Raw genomic sequence first — 14,708 nt, 5'->3', positions numbered from 1 at the left:
AAACCGTGGAATTGATGTTTGGACCTAATGTGGGGGTACACCCACGAAATTACAAGCGCTGGCGCAGGAAAAGCAAAAAGGGGGCCCAAGGCCCCCTCTGTGCTACACGGTCAGGCGACCTGCCCCTTGATCAGGCGTCAGGCGCGGCCTTGGCTTGCGGCTCGCTGTTCTCGTAGATCATCAGCGGCTGCGAGGTACCCTCGATGACGCTTTCATCGATCACCACCTTGCTGACTTCCTTCGCAGAGGGAATCTCGTACATGGTGTCGAGCAGCACGCCTTCCAGAATGGAACGCAGGCCACGGGCGCCAGTCTTGCGCTCCAACGCTTTGCGAGCAACGGCCTTGAGCGCATCACTGCGGAACTCGAGGTCGACGCTTTCCATCTCGAACAGCTTGGCGTACTGCTTGGTCAGCGCGTTCTTGGGTTCGGTCAAGATCTGGATAAGCGCTGCTTCGTCCAGCTCATCAAGCGTTGCCAATACTGGCAAGCGGCCCACAAACTCGGGGATCAGGCCAAACTTGACCAAGTCGTCAGGCTCGACCTCACGCAGAGACTCGCCGACTTTCTTGCCCTCTTCCTTGCTGCGCACTTCAGCACCGAAGCCCATGCCACCTTTGGTGGAGCGGTTCTGGATGACCTTTTCAAGGCCGGAGAACGCGCCACCACAGATGAACAGGATATTGCGGGTATCAACCTGCAGGAATTCCTGCTGCGGGTGTTTGCGGCCGCCCTGTGGAGGGACGGAAGCAACAGTGCCCTCGATGAGCTTCAGCAAAGCTTGCTGCACACCTTCACCCGAAACGTCACGGGTGATGGACGGGTTGTCCGACTTGCGCGAAATCTTGTCGATTTCGTCGATGTAGACAATACCCATCTGGGCTTTTTCCACATCGTAGTCGCACTTCTGCAGCAGCTTCTGAATGATGTTCTCGACGTCCTCCCCCACATAACCGGCTTCGGTCAGGGTGGTGGCGTCCGCGATCGTGAACGGTACGTTCAACAGGCGCGCCAGGGTTTCGGCAAGCAAGGTCTTACCCGAGCCCGTCGGGCCGATGAGCAGGATGTTGCTCTTGCCCAGCTCGACGTCGTCACCCTTCTTGTCACGCTGGTTCAAGCGCTTGTAGTGGTTGTAAACCGCCACGGCAAGCACCTTTTTCGCGCGTTCCTGACCAATGACGTACTGGTCGAGGATACCGCTGATTTCTTTCGGCGAAGGCAATTTGTGCGCGCTGCTTTCGGCCTGGGCTTCCTGCACCTCCTCGCGGATGATGTCATTGCACAGGTCGACGCACTCGTCGCAGATAAATACCGAGGGCCCGGCAATCAGTTTGCGCACTTCGTGCTGGCTTTTGCCGCAGAAGGAGCAATAAAGCAATTTGCCGCTGTCCTCGCCGTTACGGGTGTCAGTCATTCGATCGATCCAATCCGGTAGGCTTGCAACACAAGATGAAGGCAATTGCGGGCTTTTTCAAGTCCGCAGGCAGGCGCGTCATGCGCCTACCTGCCCTGGCCTCCCGCTTCAGGAAGCCAGTTGCCGCTTGTCGTATACCGAGTCGATCAGGCCGTACTCGGCTGCGCGCGAGGCGCTCATGAAGTTGTCACGCTCGGTGTCGCGCTTGATGGTTTCCAGATCCTGGCCGGTGTGGTAGGCCAGAAGCTCGTTCAGGCGCGCCTTGATGTTCAGGATTTCCTGGGCATGGATCTCGATATCGGTAGCCTGGCCCTGGAAACCGCCCAGTGGCTGGTGAATCATCACGCGCGAGTTCGGCAGGCAGTGACGCTTGCCCTTGGCACCGGCGGCGAGCAGGAACGCACCCATGCTGCAGGCCTGGCCGATGCAGATGGTCGATACGTCCGGCTTGATGAACTGCATGGTGTCGTAGATCGACATGCCGGCGGTCACGGACCCACCCGGCGAGTTGATGTACAGATGGATATCCTTGTCCGGGTTTTCCGCCTCAAGGAACAACATCTGTGCGACGACGAGGTTGGCCATGTAGTCTTCGACCGGGCCAACAAGGAAGATCACGCGCTCCTTCAGGAGGCGCGAATAGATGTCGTAGGCGCGTTCGCCACGGGCGGACTGCTCGATAACCATAGGGACCAGGCCGCCTGCAGCCTGGATGTCAGAGCTCTGCTGAATAAAAGAATTGCGGGACATGTCCTGCGCTCACTCCCAAATAGTCATGGCTTGAATACACACAAGCCAGCGCGAAGGCTGGCTTGTGGGGGCTTCCTGCGAAAAGACCGCTTACTCGGCTTCGTCAGGTGCCTGGGCTGGCTTGACGGCCTCTTCATACGAGACCGACTTGTCAGTCACAGTCGCTTTCTGCAGAACAGTATCCACAACTTGTTCTTCAAGTACAACCGAACGCACTTCGTTCATCTGCTGGTCGTTCTTGTAGTACCAGGCGATGACTTGCTCAGGCTCCTGGTAAGCCGAGGCCATCTCCTCGATCATTTCGCGAACCTTGGCATCGTCTGGCTTGAGGTCATACTGCTTGACCACTTCTGCGACGATCAGGCCCAGCGCAACACGGCGCTTGGCTTGCTCTTCGAACAGCTCGGCCGGCAGTTGCTCAGGCTTGATGTTGCCACCGAACTGCTGAACAGCCTGCACGCGCAGACGGTTGACTTCGTTTTCCAGCAGAGCCTTCGGCGCTTCGATCGGATTGGCGGCCAGCAGACCGTCCATGACCTGGTTCTTGACCTTGGTCTTGATGGCCTGGCGCAGTTCACGCTCCATGTTCTTGCGAACTTCGGCGCGGAAGCCTTCCAGGGTCGATTCCTTGATGCCGAACTGTGAGAAGAACTCTTCGTTCAGCTCAGGCAGCACAGGGGCCGACACGCTGTTGACGGTGATGGTGAACTCGGCGGCCTTGCCGGCCAGGTCCAGGTTCTGGTAATCCTCTGGGAAGGTCACGTTGACGACGCGCTCTTCACCAGCCTTGGCGCCGACCAGGCCGTCTTCGAAGCCTGGGATCATGCGGCCGGAGCCCAGCACCAGCTGAGTACCTTTGGCCGAGCCACCGGCGAACGTTTCACCGTCAACCTTGCCAACGAAGTCGATGTTGAGCTGATCGTCGGTTTGAGCGGCGCGCTCGACGGCTTCGAAACGCGTGTTCTGCTTGCGCAGCACTTCCAGCATGTTGTCCAGATCGGAATCGGCGACTTCGGCGCTCAGGCGCTCGACGTTGATCGACTCCAGGCCGGCAACGGTGAACTCCGGGAACACTTCGAAGACCGCGACGAACTCCAGGTCCTTGCCTTTTTCGAACGACTTGGGCTCTACGGACGGCGCGCCGGCAGGGTTCAGTTTCTGCTCGACGATGGCTTCGTAGAAGGAAGCCTGAACCAGATCACCGAAGGCTTCCTGGCGGGCATCGGCCTCGAAGCGCTGACGGATCACGCTCATGGGCACCTTGCCAGGACGGAAGCCGGCAACCTTGGCGCGCTTGGCAGTCTGCTGCAGACGCTTGTTGACTTCGTTCTCGACGCGCTCAGCCGGAACGGCGATGGTCATGCGGCGCTCGAGAGCGGAAGTATTTTCAACAGAAACTTGCATGGATATTCCTCGTTGCACAGACGTTAGCCGGCGTTAGCCCGACTCCAGAATCAAGGGCAAGCATTCTAGTGAGTCGCGCTGCAGAAGTCACCCCACTCGGGACGACCTGAAACAACGCCGGTCGATTAACTTTCAAGGGCCGCACGGCACACCGCGCGACCTGTTTCCAATAAGCCTGGCCCGACATTCCGGCCAATACGTGCCGCAACATCTTGCTCAACAAATACACCTTGAACCGCACGGCCCTTATTCGAGCTCGATCTCGTTGAACTGGCAGTACTCCTCCCAGGACAATCCAAGCGCATCGGCCACCTCTCGATGGGTCTCCAAGCGCATGGCCCGCAATTGCTCCGGGGTTTCAGCGATCAGCTCAAGTGCGAGCTCCCAGGGCTGGATGCCTCGTTGTTCAGCGGCATCCTCGAACGCCCACTGAATTTGCTGCGCCTGTTCACGAGCATCCAGCGCGCGGATCTCTTCGAGCAGGTGAGGGTTCGCTTCGGCGAAACGCTGCAGCGCGGCAGCCTGGCGGGCTTCTTTTGAGATCATTGGCTATGTCCTGGTACTTCCCGCTTCACCGGGTTTCAACCGGCTGAAATCTATCAGCTTTTATTGGGATGCCACCAGCGGATTGCAAGGGCGGCTAGCAACAAATACCGATCCCCCGCTTCATGTCGGCGGTTCACCTGAAAGGTGCGGCCAGCAGCGGAGCCGCCCGTGTGGCGAGCCAGCCCCCTTGGGAGCGGGCGAGTCGAGCGCGATGACTGCCCTGATTACCACAGGATCAACCACGCCACGCACTCACTCAGGGTCCGGACGCACCAAAAACAAAAGGCGCCCGATCTCACGATCAAGGCGCCTTTCATATAAAGATGGGGTGGACGATGGGAATCGAACCCACGACAACTGGAATCACAATCCAGCGCTCTACCAACTGAGCTACGCCCACCATATTGCGGTGTAACGGTACTGCCTTACTGAAGCATGGTGCGGACGAAGAGACTCGAACTCTTACAGCTTGCGCCGCTGGAACCTAAATCCAGTGTGTCTACCAATTTCACCACGTCCGCGTAACGCTTAAAACAAAGGCGCCAGTTACAGCGCGGCGCCTTCGAAGAATATGGGGTGGACGATGGGAATCGAACCCACGACAACTGGAATCACAATCCAGCGCTCTACCAACTGAGCTACGCCCACCAAAACGCGTTCAATCACCTTGCTTGCCAAAGCTGCCTAAGTGGCGCACCCGGCAGGACTCGAACCTGCGACCATCCGCTTAGAAGGCGGATGCTCTATCCAGCTGAGCTACGGGCGCTTAAGCATGAAGCCTAACCGAACAAGGCACTGACAGCTCACTGCCAAACGACTCATTCTGCCCGACTTCGCCAACCAGTGCTAGGCTGTGCCCGACAAGTGCGGCGAATCTTATAGCCGACCCCTGGGGTCGTCAACAACTTTCTAAAAAAAATTTAAATTATTGAAGGGGTTAGGGCATTTGCCCGACCGCCCGCCTTTGCCCTCCGGCCATGTCGTGCGAGAATACGCGTTCTTTATTGTTTCCCTTCCGATGGTTAATCACGCGTCTATGACTGCACAACTAATCGATGGCAAGGCGATTGCCGCCAAGCTGCGCCAGCAAATCGCTCAACGTGTCGCGCAGCGGCGCCAGGAGGGCCTGCGCACGCCGGGCCTGGCAGTGATTCTGGTCGGCACCGACCCTGCCTCCCAGGTTTACGTCTCGCACAAGCGCAAGGATTGCGAAGAGGTAGGCTTCCTGTCGCAGGCCTTCGACCTGCCGAGTCACACCACGCAAGAAGCACTTACTGAACTGATCGATCGTCTCAATGACGACCCGTCCATTGACGGCATCCTGCTGCAACTGCCGCTGCCCGCGCACCTCGACGCATCGTTGCTGCTCGAGCGCATCCGCCCGGACAAGGATGTGGACGGCTTCCACCCCTACAACGTCGGTCGCCTCGCACAACGCATTCCGCTGCTGCGCCCCTGCACACCCAAAGGCATCATGACCCTGCTTGAAAGCACGGGGCAGGACCTGTACGGCATGAATGCCGTGATCGTCGGGGCCTCCAACATCGTTGGCCGGCCAATGGCGCTGGAGTTGTTGCTCAGCGGATGTACGATCACCGTGTGCCACCGCTTCACCCAGGACCTGGCAGGACATGTTGGGCGCGCGGACCTGGTGGTCGTAGCCGCGGGCAAACCCGGGTTGGTCAAGGGTGAATGGATCAAGGAAGGCGCCATCGTCATCGATGTCGGCATCAACCGTCAGGAAGATGGCAAGCTGGTGGGCGACGTCGTCTACGAAACCGCCCTCCCCCGTGCTGGCTGGATTACCCCGGTACCGGGTGGCGTGGGCCCGATGACCCGCGCCTGCCTGTTGGAAAACACCTTGTATGCGGCCGAGACGCTTCACGGCGATTGAGGCGAGCGAGCATGGCGGCCCTGCCGTCATTGCGTGAGCGAGGGGCGGTCATCGGCCGCCCCATTTTGATTCAGGCGAATTCGATTATCGGTTAGCCTGCGCATCCTGCCACCGCATGTAGTCATCGCTAATCACTGCCCCTGCCATCCAACGCCAGAACTCCTCCTGGCCCTTCCTGCCAACGCGCGGCAATTCCCACTGTACAGAATGATCTAGCAACTCATTACCGCATTGGGCTTGCAAGAAACACGTCTGCGCTATACATGCTGAGCCCGCTCGGGCCTTTAGGCCACCTGCGGCCTATATCCCATAGTCCCTCGCGCTTAACGCTGCGCTCCACTGGCAAGCTTATTGCTGCCTATATCCCGCCGCCTAGGCTCTGGGTTCTTGAATTGGTGATCTCGCGCTCACTGCACATCGATAGAGCATAAAGAGCCTTCGCGCACCATGACTGGTCAGACCGGTAAGGCCAAAAATACTTGCATTGCTCCGCGATTAGGCGTTTTATGGCCAGGCGCTGAACAAACCGGTAAGACCACAATAATTAAGTCCTGCGCTCATTCGCCCCGTGCGGCCAACGAAGCAAGGACACCGACCTGAGATCACTCCCATGCTCAAATGGTGCTCGCGTTCGATCTTCCTTCAAGTCGTGCTGGGGCTGGCCCTTGGCGTTGCTTGCGGCCTGAGTTTCCCCGACCTTTCCTTGCAGCTCAAACCCCTTGGCGATGGTTTCATCAAGCTGATCAAGATGTTGATCGGCCTGATCGTCTTTTGCGTAGTGGTCAGCGGCATTTCCGGTGCCGGTGACCTAAAGAAGGTCGGTCGCATCGGCCTCAAATCGGTCATCTACTTCGAAGTGCTTACCACGCTGGCCCTGATCATTGGCCTGGTGTTCGCATTCACCAGTGGTATCGGTAGCGGCGCCAATATCCACCTCGACCAGTTGTCCGGCGCTGACGCCAGCAGCCTGGCCGAACGTGGTCAGCACATCCATGGCGCCACAGCATTCTTCATGGACCTGATCCCCACCTCGGTGATAGGCGCCTTCGCCGACAACAATATCCTGCAGGTACTGTTGTTCTCGGTACTGTTCGGCAGCGCGCTCAACCTGGTCGGCGACTCGGCTGCGGGCATTTCACGGCTGATCAACGAGCTCAGCCATGTGATCTTCCGCATCATGGGCATGATCGTGCGCCTGGCGCCCATTGGCGTGTTCGGCGCCATCGCTTTCACCACCAGCAAGTACGGCCTGGAGTCGCTGCAGCATCTGGGCGGCTTGGTGGCGCTGTTCTACCTGACGTGTGCAGGGTTCGTGCTGATCGTGCTGGGTACCGTCATGCGCTTGTCGGGGCTGAAACTGCTGCCCCTGATCAAGTATTTGCGCGAAGAACTGACCATTGTTCTGGGTACGGCTTCTTCCGATGCCGTGCTCCCGCAAATCATGCGCAAGCTCGAACACCTGGGCATCGGCAGCTCGACGGTCGGGCTGGTGATTCCCACCGGTTATTCCTTTAACCTTGATGGTTTCTCCATCTACCTGACCTTGGCCATCGTCTTCATCGCCAACGCGACCGGTACGCCCCTGGCGATGACCGACCTGCTGACGATCCTGCTGGTTTCACTGGTGACGTCCAAGGGCGCGCATGGGATTCCCGGATCGGCGCTGGTGATCCTTGCCGCGACACTGACGGCAGTCCCTGCGATCCCGGTGGTGGGCCTGGTGTTGGTACTGGCCGTGGATTGGTTCATGGGCATCGGGCGCGCACTGACCAACCTGATCGGAAATTGCGTTGCCACCGTGGCCATCGCCCGCTGGGAAAAAGACATCGACCTGGAGCGCGCTCAGAATGTGCTCGACGGCAAGCCTGGTTTTGCGCACAACCCGCGTAAGCAGCCTGCAGCCCACCAACAGGAATTCTGAAAGAAAAGGGCCGGCTCGCATGCCGGCCCCTGAAGGAGCGAAACGTGATCAGCTCATCAACCGTCGTCAACGCTGTGGTGGAAAAGCTGCGTCAAGCCCTCGCCCGTGGCCAATGGCGCAGTGGCGACATGCTCCCAGGCCAGCGAGAACTGGCCGAACAACTGGGCATCAGCCGCCCGAGCCTGCGTGAGGCGGTCATCGTGCTCGAGACCCTTGGGCTGGTGCGCGCTTTGCCTGGCAAAGGTGTACTGGTGCTGGATGCCGAGCCAACTGCCTCGGTTTCGGCGCCCACTAGCAGTGCACAGGCCAGCCTCGCCGATGTGCTGGAGCTGCGTTACACCCTCGAACCCTTCATCGTCGGACTGGTGGCTCAGTCGGCCAACAGCCAGGACATCGGCCAGCTACGGCTGACCCTGATGGATATGCGTGAAGCCTTGGAGGCCGATGACAGCGAAGCAGGCATGAACGCCTACATTGCCTTCCACCAGGCGCTGTTTGCCCTGACCACCAACCCGATCTTCCAGAGCGTAGTGGAGCAAACGGGAAATGCCCTGAAACAAAGCGCCGACATGCTGCGCAATTCGCCCGAGCACCTGGCTGCCCGGCTCAAGGAAAATGAAGCCGTGGTGCGCGCGATCCGTGAGCGCAACAGCACACAAGCCAGCGCCCAGATGCGCCAACACATTCTTGCCGAGGGTTCGCGCATGGGCATTGCGCTCAATGTTCCTGACGAACATCGGCACCCATAATCCAGGAGAGCGACCATGAATGGTACACATCGCCTGCCCGATCTGCTTGCAGCCGGTGAGACCCGACTTTCTGCTGAACAGATCTACCCACGGTTGTTCGATGCCATTCTGGAGCAGCGCCTGCCGCCTGGCACCTTGCTGCCAGAGCAAGCGCTGGGCCAGGCATTCGGCGTGAGCCGCACGGTCATCCGCCGGGTGTTGGGCCGCTTGAGCGACCAGCGGGTAGTGGTGCAACGTCCAAGCCACACGGCTCACTTGGCTGCGCCCGATCCTAATCAGGCGCGCCAGGTACTGAGCGCGCGGCGGCTTGCCGAGACCACGCTGATTACCCTGGCCGCCGAGCGCGCCCGTCCCGGGCAACTCAAGCAGCTACGCCAATTGGTCGAGCGTGAACGCATGCACCATGAAAAAGGCGAACGCTGCGCCGCTATACGTCTGGGTGGGGAGTTTCATCTGAAACTGGCCCAGATGGCTGCCAATGAACCGTTGTCGCGCTTTCTCAATGGGTTGGTGCCCATGACGTCCCTTATCATCGCGCGCTACGAGTCACCGTGCTGTGACCATTGCGCCTGGCAAGAACATGCAGCGCTGATCGACGCGCTCGAGCGAGGCGATGCACAGGCAGCCCTCACCCTGATGAACGAGCATCTTGACCGGCTTGAAACCAAGCTCCGACTGGACTGAGCCGGGTTGGTCGTCAAGGCCTACTGACAGCGTCGCCTCACGCTGCAGCCATTGCCGAACTGGGCAGGCCGAATAGTTTGTCGAAGGCCCAGTTGTAGACGAAGGTGTAGCAAGGCACCAGCACGATGAATGCCATGTCCACCAACAGTGCATCGACCAGACTCATGTCCAACCACCACGCGATCAGCGGAATCAGGTAGATCACGAGGGTCAGCTGAAACCCTACTGCGTGCACTACGCGCCTAGCCACGCTGCGCCCTCGTGTGGCTTGCCGGCTTTCCCAATACTCAAACAACGTGTTGTAGATAAGGTTCCAGATCATGGCGATGGTCGTGATCATCACCGCAAGCGGACCCGTGTGAGAGGCCTGGGTATCGGACAGGTAGGCCAAGCCCAAGGTGGACATGCACAACCCAATCAACTCATAGAACGTTACATAAACCAGTTTGCGCTTCAAACCCTGCACTGCATCGACCTCATTCAAATAGCGTGGGCCGGGTATAGTGAGTCATTAGATCTGACAGCAAAAGTTAGCAGCTTTCAGTCTGACTGACAGGAGAAGCGTATGTCATTTAACAGTGAAACCATCCAGGTCTTTCTCACCGTACTGGACAGAGGCTCGTTTTCTGCTGCCGCGCGCAGCCTGCAGCGCGTGCCCTCGGCAATCAGCATGGCAATTGGCAACCTGGAGGCCGAGCTGGGTTATGACCTGTTCCAGCGCGGACCTCGCGAGGTTCGCCCCACAGCCCAGGCCCTGGCACTTGAGCCCCATGCGAGGTTGATTGCCGAGCAGTTGGGTTTGCTGCAAGTCCATGCTGTAGAGCTTTCCCAAGGCCTGGAGAGCAACCTCACGTTGGCGGTTGTTCCAGATGTTGACCAGCGGCCCTTGATAGCTGCCATTGCCGAGGTCGGCGAACGTTATCCATTGCTGGAAATAGCGATACTGAGTGCGCCGCAAGAACAAGCGTTGGGTTTGCTGGACAGTGGTCGGGCAGACCTGTGCGTGGCATTTGCAGGGCTTCAAGTTGACCCGCAGCGCGGGTTTCAGCTGATGGGTGTCGAGTCTCTGGTGGCGACCCTCGCTCCCCATCACCCGGCCGCACGGCCTGGTGCAATCCAGAACCTCGAAGACCTTACAGGCGTGCGGCAGATCCTGGTACGCAGCCGCGACCTGCCATTGAGCGATCCGCGCATGGTCATTGGTGCCACGCATTGGACGACTGACAGCTTCGATATCGCCCTGCAGATGGTCGAGGCAGGCCTGGGTTGGGGTGATCTGCCGCTATCCAGAGTCGCGCCTCTACTGGACGCGGGCCGCCTGCAACGTCTGACCTTCCATAACACGCGCAATGAGCTGCAACTCCCGGTGCATGTGTTCTGGCGCAAGCAGCAACCGTTGCTGAAAGCTGCAAGGATGCTGGTCGAGCGGCTGGCCTTGAGGTGATCGCCGCTTGTCGAAAGCTGTGAGAAATTTCCGTAGGCGTATCAACCTTTTATCCGCCACGCCGATACCCCTTTCGACAGGGCTGATAGCGCACTACACCCGCGCTGCGCCCTCCCGTTAATGGCTCAAGGTCTCGAAACATGAACCTGAAATTTCGCCACAAGATTCTGCTCAGCGCCAGCGGCGTAGTAGTATTGGCATTCGCCTTGTTCACGCTGTACAACGATTACCTGCAACGCAATACGATCCGGCAGAACATCGAGGCTTCGGTCGAACAATCCGGCGCATTGACCGCCAGTAGCGTGCAGAACTGGATGAGCGGGCGCATTCTCGTGCTGGAAAACCTTGCGCAAGACATTGCCCAGCTTGGAACGGGGGAAACCCTCGCAGGCTTGGTGGATCAGCCTTCCTACACACGCAACTTCCTGTTCACCTACATGGGCCAGGCCAACGGGGTGTTCACGCAGCGCCCGGATGCGCAAATGCCTGCCGACTACGATCCACGTAAACGCCCTTGGTACAGCGCAGCTGCCAATGCCGGCCAGACCCTGCTGACCCCACCCTATCAAGCGGCCGTGGGTGGCTTGGTGGTGACGGTAGCCATCCCGGTCAAAAGTCGGTCCAATGGCGAGCTATTGGGCGTGGTGGGCGGCGACGTCAGCCTCGATACGCTGGTCGAAATCATCAACAGTGTCGACTTTGGCGGCATAGGCCACGCGTTTCTTACCGACAGCGACGGCCAGGTGATCGTCAGCCCCGACAAAGACCAGGTCATGAAAAACCTGAAGGACATCTACCCTGGCGCCAATCTGCGCGTAGCACCGGGTATGCAGGACGTCGTGCTCAATGGCCAGGAACGTTTGATTTCGTTTGCGCCGGTAGCGGGCCTGCCCTCGGCCAAGTGGTACATCGGTCTTTCGATCGACAAGGACAAGGCTTATGTAGCCCTGAGCCAGTTCCGTACTTCGGCGCTGATTGCCATGCTCATCGCGGTCGCTGCTATCGCAGGCCTGCTTGGCTTGCTGATTCCTGTGCTGATGCGCCCCTTGACCACCATGGGTCGCGCCATGCGTGACATCGCCGAAGGCGAAGGTGACCTGACCCGCCGGCTGGCGGTGCAGCATCAGGATGAGTTCGGCGAGTTGGCCACCTCCTTCAACCGCTTTGTCGAGCGTATCCATGCCTCCATCAGCGAGGTGTCGTCGGCCACACGACTGGTCCACGACCTGTCTGAAAAAGTCGTCAGCGCTTCCAATGCGTCCATCAACGGCTCTGAAGAACAAAGCATGCGCACCAACAGCGTGGCAGCAGCGATCAATGAACTGGGTGCCGCGACCCAGGAAATCGCGCGTAACGCAGCTGATGCATCGCAGCATGCGAGCGGCGCCAGTGAGCAGGCCCACGATGGCCGTGCCGTGGTGGAGGAAGCGATCAGCGCCATGACCTCGCTGTCGCAACGCATCAGCGAATCGTGCGCACAAATCGAAACCCTGAACGCCAGCACCGATGAAATCGGCAAGATCCTTGATGTGATCAAGGGCATTTCTCAGCAAACCAACTTGTTGGCCTTGAACGCGGCCATCGAAGCCGCTCGTGCAGGCGAGGCCGGCCGTGGCTTTGCCGTTGTGGCCGATGAAGTGCGAAACCTTGCCCACCGTACGCAGGAATCGGCCGAGGAAATTCATCGAATGATCACTGGCCTGCAGGTAGGCTCACGCGAGGCGGTGCATACGATGAATACCAGCCAGGTTTCCAGTGAGCAAACCGTCCAGGTAGCCAACCAGGCAGGTGAGCGCCTTGCCAGCGTCACTCAGCGCATCGGCGAAATCGACGGCATGAATCAGTCAGTGGCCACTGCCACCGAAGAACAGACTGCCGTAGTGGAAAGCCTCAACCTGGATATCACCCAGATCAATGCCTTGAATCAGCAGGGCGTGGAAAACCTCAATGAAACGCTGCGCCATTGCGATCAATTGGCCCAGCAAGCCGGCCGATTGAAGCAACTGGTGGGTAGCTTCCGAATCTGACGGTCAGGGTCGTATCGGGGGCAGCTCCATAAGCAGGGCTGCCCCAGTTATAACCTAATAACGAACAAGTCTATTTAGCTATAAAAAAATCTATATGCTGGCTGCATCCGATAACGGGCAAAGCTGGGCAGTCGAGTAGCGTATGGATGTAGGTTCTTTCGGTTTTACCATTGCAGGATTGGTCGTAGGCTTCATTGTTGGCATGACGGGTGTAGGCGGTGGCTCGCTCATGACGCCAATCCTGCTGTGGTTCGGGATTAACCCGGCAACGGCAGTAGGCACCGACCTACTCTATGCGGCGATCACCAAGGCCAGCGGCGTGTGGGTGCATGCGCGCAACAAGAACATCGACTGGAAGATCACGGGGCTACTGAGCTTCGGCAGCGTTCCCGCCGCTGCACTGACGTTGTGGTTCCTCAGTACGCTTCACACCGACACCACGGCGGTAAATGCGATTATCAAGCAGGGCCTGGCCGTTGTATTGATCCTCACAGCCTTGGCTATCTTGTTCAAATCGCGTCTGCAGGCATTCGCCAGCCGCCATGCCGGTGACCATTACCATCTGAGCGATCGTAGCCTCAATACTCTGACTGTTCTGACCGGGGTGGTGTTGGGTGTCATGGTAACGCTCACTTCCATCGGGGCTGGCGCCCTGGGCACCGTCGCGCTTTTCCTGCTCTACCCTTCCCTGATCACACGACGCTTGGTGGGTACCGAGATAGCCCACGCCGTCCCGCTCACGCTGGTGGCTGGGCTGGGTCATGCGGGCATGGGTAACATGGACTGGTCATTGCTCGGCTACCTGCTGCTGGGTTCACTGCCAGGTATCTACCTGGGTAGCCATCTGACTGGGCGCATATCGGACCGAGTGCTGCGCCCATGCCTCGCTACGATGCTGCTGTTGATTGGCTATAAGCTGGCGTTCTGAGGGCAGTTGATCCGCAACCGCCACTGCCCGCTGAAGCTTAACTCGATGCGTGACAACGGCAGGACATCGATACGTTGTCCTGCCGTCATTGGGCAGCCCAGCACCTGTACCAATACTGCACGCATGACCATTGGGTGAGTGACCGCGGACCATTCACCCGGCCAATCAAAATCTCCTAGCCAAGCGCTCATGCGTTGGCAAAGCGTCTGAAAGGACTCCCCTCCATGTACCTCGCTCGCGGGGTTCTCCAGCCAGTCGGCCAAGGCCGACGGCTGCTCGGCTTGTAGGCGCTTCAATGGCAGCCCTTGCCATCGCCCCATGTCGCAATCTGCCAATCCTGACGCAATCTTTGCATCACCCCAGGCCAGGGCGGTTTGCTGAGCGCGTTGTTCCGGCGCTGTGAGGATCTGAGATCCGCCGTGCGGTACGCTGCGGTGGGGCATGGACACCAGTGAGTCTGCCGGCTCAGGGAAATATCCGCGCTTTTGGGCCAGCGTTAATCCATGGCAGATCAGGGTAAGGCGAGTGGCTTTCACCTTGTAGGCCTCGGGTGTAGGAATGAACAGGTTAACAGGGAAGGCGACTGTTCTAATGACCTCGTCAGGATCGGCTTAGCGTGCACCAGGTGATTCATTGGCCTAAGGCATTTATTGTCGTCAAACGTCCTGAGCACGGTCATATGAGTACACAGCATTGAGATTTTTCACAGCCCAAAGACAAAACCCCTACCTGCATACGCAGATAGGGGTTTTGCGAAATGAATCTTGACAATGACCTACTCTCACATGGGGAAACCCCACACTACCATCGGCGATGCATCGTTTCACTACTGAGTTCGGGATGGGATCAGGTGGTTCCAATGCTCTATGGTCGTCAAGAAATTCTGTAGCCAGAATGTCCTGTTGGACAGCCCAGCGAATTCGGATATGTGATGTTTGTGATGCGTT

Annotated in this window: 13 protein-coding genes, 4 tRNA genes and 1 rRNA gene; 7 read left to right on the top strand and 11 right to left on the bottom strand. The window is 58.6% G+C overall.

The annotated features are described in order from the left end of the window. Window positions 1-130: 130 nt before the first annotated feature. The 8 genes from clpX to MOP87_RS07345 form a co-directional block, all read right to left on the bottom strand. On the bottom strand, window positions 131-1,414 hold the full coding sequence (clpX, locus tag MOP87_RS07380) for an ATP-dependent Clp protease ATP-binding subunit ClpX (protein ID WP_023536000.1): 1,284 nt from the start codon (window positions 1,412-1,414) through the stop codon (window positions 131-133). 108 nt (window positions 1,415-1,522) lie between these two features. Beyond that, on the bottom strand, window positions 1,523-2,164 hold the full coding sequence (gene clpP / locus MOP87_RS07375; RefSeq protein ID WP_023536171.1) for an ATP-dependent Clp endopeptidase proteolytic subunit ClpP: 642 nt from the start codon (window positions 2,162-2,164) through the stop codon (window positions 1,523-1,525). A gap of 90 nt (window positions 2,165-2,254) precedes the next feature. Further along, window positions 2,255-3,568 (bottom strand): trigger factor, encoded by a 1,314-nt coding sequence (gene tig, locus MOP87_RS07370; RefSeq protein WP_088523004.1) that lies wholly within the window; start codon window positions 3,566-3,568, stop codon window positions 2,255-2,257. A gap of 246 nt (window positions 3,569-3,814) precedes the next feature. Continuing rightward, window positions 3,815-4,114, bottom strand: a complete 300-nt coding sequence (locus MOP87_RS07365; RefSeq protein WP_125921974.1) for a DUF6388 family protein — start codon at window positions 4,112-4,114, stop codon at window positions 3,815-3,817. Between the two features lie 324 nt (window positions 4,115-4,438). Continuing rightward, window positions 4,439-4,514: transfer RNA gene (locus tag MOP87_RS07360), tRNA-His, on the bottom strand. 36 nt (window positions 4,515-4,550) lie between these two features. After that, a tRNA-Leu gene (locus MOP87_RS07355) sits at window positions 4,551-4,635 on the bottom strand. A gap of 51 nt (window positions 4,636-4,686) precedes the next feature. After that, window positions 4,687-4,762: transfer RNA gene (locus MOP87_RS07350), tRNA-His, on the bottom strand. Window positions 4,763-4,803: 41 nt separating this feature from the next. Further along, window positions 4,804-4,880: transfer RNA gene (locus MOP87_RS07345), tRNA-Arg, on the bottom strand. A 270-nt stretch (window positions 4,881-5,150) separates the two neighbouring features. Between MOP87_RS07345 and folD the strand changes: the two genes are divergently transcribed. The 4 genes from folD (at window position 5,151) to MOP87_RS07325 (ending at window position 9,362) form a co-directional block, all read left to right on the top strand. Continuing rightward, window positions 5,151-6,008 (top strand): bifunctional methylenetetrahydrofolate dehydrogenase/methenyltetrahydrofolate cyclohydrolase FolD, encoded by an 858-nt coding sequence (gene folD / locus MOP87_RS07340; RefSeq protein ID WP_027914581.1) that lies wholly within the window; start codon window positions 5,151-5,153, stop codon window positions 6,006-6,008. A 610-nt stretch (window positions 6,009-6,618) separates the two neighbouring features. Beyond that, window positions 6,619-7,929 carry a C4-dicarboxylate transporter DctA gene (locus tag MOP87_RS07335; protein ID WP_027914580.1) on the top strand — a complete coding sequence of 437 codons (1,311 nt, stop codon included), beginning with the start codon at window positions 6,619-6,621 and terminating at the stop codon, window positions 7,927-7,929. A gap of 44 nt (window positions 7,930-7,973) precedes the next feature. Then, window positions 7,974-8,678, top strand: coding sequence for a FadR/GntR family transcriptional regulator (locus MOP87_RS07330; protein WP_145279265.1), 705 nt, complete (start codon window positions 7,974-7,976; stop codon window positions 8,676-8,678). A gap of 15 nt (window positions 8,679-8,693) precedes the next feature. Beyond that, window positions 8,694-9,362 (top strand): GntR family transcriptional regulator, encoded by a 669-nt coding sequence (locus tag MOP87_RS07325; protein ID WP_088523005.1) that lies wholly within the window; start codon window positions 8,694-8,696, stop codon window positions 9,360-9,362. Window positions 9,363-9,399: 37 nt separating this feature from the next. On the opposite strand, the gene MOP87_RS07320 is transcribed toward MOP87_RS07325, so the two are convergent. After that, a complete protein-coding gene (locus tag MOP87_RS07320; protein WP_110606833.1) occupies window positions 9,400-9,828 on the bottom strand; it encodes a PACE efflux transporter in 429 nt (142 codons plus the stop codon). Between the two features lie 99 nt (window positions 9,829-9,927). Here MOP87_RS07320 and MOP87_RS07315 point away from each other — a divergent pair, with 99 nt between their 5' ends. From MOP87_RS07315 to MOP87_RS07305, 3 genes are all read left to right on the top strand, one after another. After that, window positions 9,928-10,806, top strand: a complete 879-nt coding sequence (locus MOP87_RS07315) for a LysR family transcriptional regulator (protein WP_242810310.1) — start codon at window positions 9,928-9,930, stop codon at window positions 10,804-10,806. Window positions 10,807-10,946: 140 nt separating this feature from the next. Then, window positions 10,947-12,833, top strand: a complete 1,887-nt coding sequence (mcpA, locus tag MOP87_RS07310) for a methyl-accepting chemotaxis protein McpA (RefSeq protein WP_027914575.1) — start codon at window positions 10,947-10,949, stop codon at window positions 12,831-12,833. A gap of 142 nt (window positions 12,834-12,975) precedes the next feature. Continuing rightward, complete coding sequence (locus tag MOP87_RS07305; protein ID WP_197874111.1) at window positions 12,976-13,761, top strand: sulfite exporter TauE/SafE family protein; 786 nt, start codon at window positions 12,976-12,978, stop codon at window positions 13,759-13,761. On the opposite strand, the gene MOP87_RS07300 is transcribed toward MOP87_RS07305, so the two are convergent. Next, entirely contained in the window at window positions 13,743-14,297 is a 555-nt protein-coding gene (locus MOP87_RS07300; protein ID WP_027914573.1) for a histidine phosphatase family protein, read from the bottom strand. The genes MOP87_RS07305 and MOP87_RS07300 overlap by 19 nt on opposite strands. A gap of 226 nt (window positions 14,298-14,523) precedes the next feature. Then, a 5S ribosomal RNA gene (gene rrf, locus MOP87_RS07295) occupies window positions 14,524-14,639 on the bottom strand. Window positions 14,640-14,708 lie beyond the last annotated feature (69 nt).

It is taken from the genome of Pseudomonas sp. I3-I5 (assembly GCF_022699445.1).
GTDB lineage: Bacteria > Pseudomonadota > Gammaproteobacteria > Pseudomonadales > Pseudomonadaceae > Aquipseudomonas > Aquipseudomonas fulva.
This window is presented reverse-complemented; position numbering and strand designations above follow the sequence as displayed.

What these genes read in the sequence shown, in the direction of transcription:
- clpX (WP_023536000.1), bottom strand. Translation starts at nt 1,414, where the DNA reads ATGACTGACACCCGTAACGGCGAGGACAGCGGCAAATTGCTTTATTGC.
- clpP (WP_023536171.1), bottom strand. Translation starts at nt 2,164, where the DNA reads ATGTCCCGCAATTCTTTTATTCAGCAGAGCTCTGACATCCAGGCTGCA.
- tig (WP_088523004.1), bottom strand. Translation starts at nt 3,568, where the DNA reads ATGCAAGTTTCTGTTGAAAATACTTCCGCTCTCGAGCGCCGCATGACC.
- MOP87_RS07365 (WP_125921974.1), bottom strand. Translation starts at nt 4,114, where the DNA reads ATGATCTCAAAAGAAGCCCGCCAGGCTGCCGCGCTGCAGCGTTTCGCC.
- folD (WP_027914581.1), top strand. Translation starts at nt 5,151, where the DNA reads ATGACTGCACAACTAATCGATGGCAAGGCGATTGCCGCCAAGCTGCGC.
- MOP87_RS07335 (WP_027914580.1), top strand. Translation starts at nt 6,619, where the DNA reads ATGCTCAAATGGTGCTCGCGTTCGATCTTCCTTCAAGTCGTGCTGGGG.
- MOP87_RS07325 (WP_088523005.1), top strand. Translation starts at nt 8,694, where the DNA reads ATGAATGGTACACATCGCCTGCCCGATCTGCTTGCAGCCGGTGAGACC.
- MOP87_RS07315 (WP_242810310.1), top strand. Translation starts at nt 9,928, where the DNA reads ATGTCATTTAACAGTGAAACCATCCAGGTCTTTCTCACCGTACTGGAC.
- mcpA (WP_027914575.1), top strand. Translation starts at nt 10,947, where the DNA reads ATGAACCTGAAATTTCGCCACAAGATTCTGCTCAGCGCCAGCGGCGTA.
- MOP87_RS07305 (WP_197874111.1), top strand. Translation starts at nt 12,976, where the DNA reads ATGGATGTAGGTTCTTTCGGTTTTACCATTGCAGGATTGGTCGTAGGC.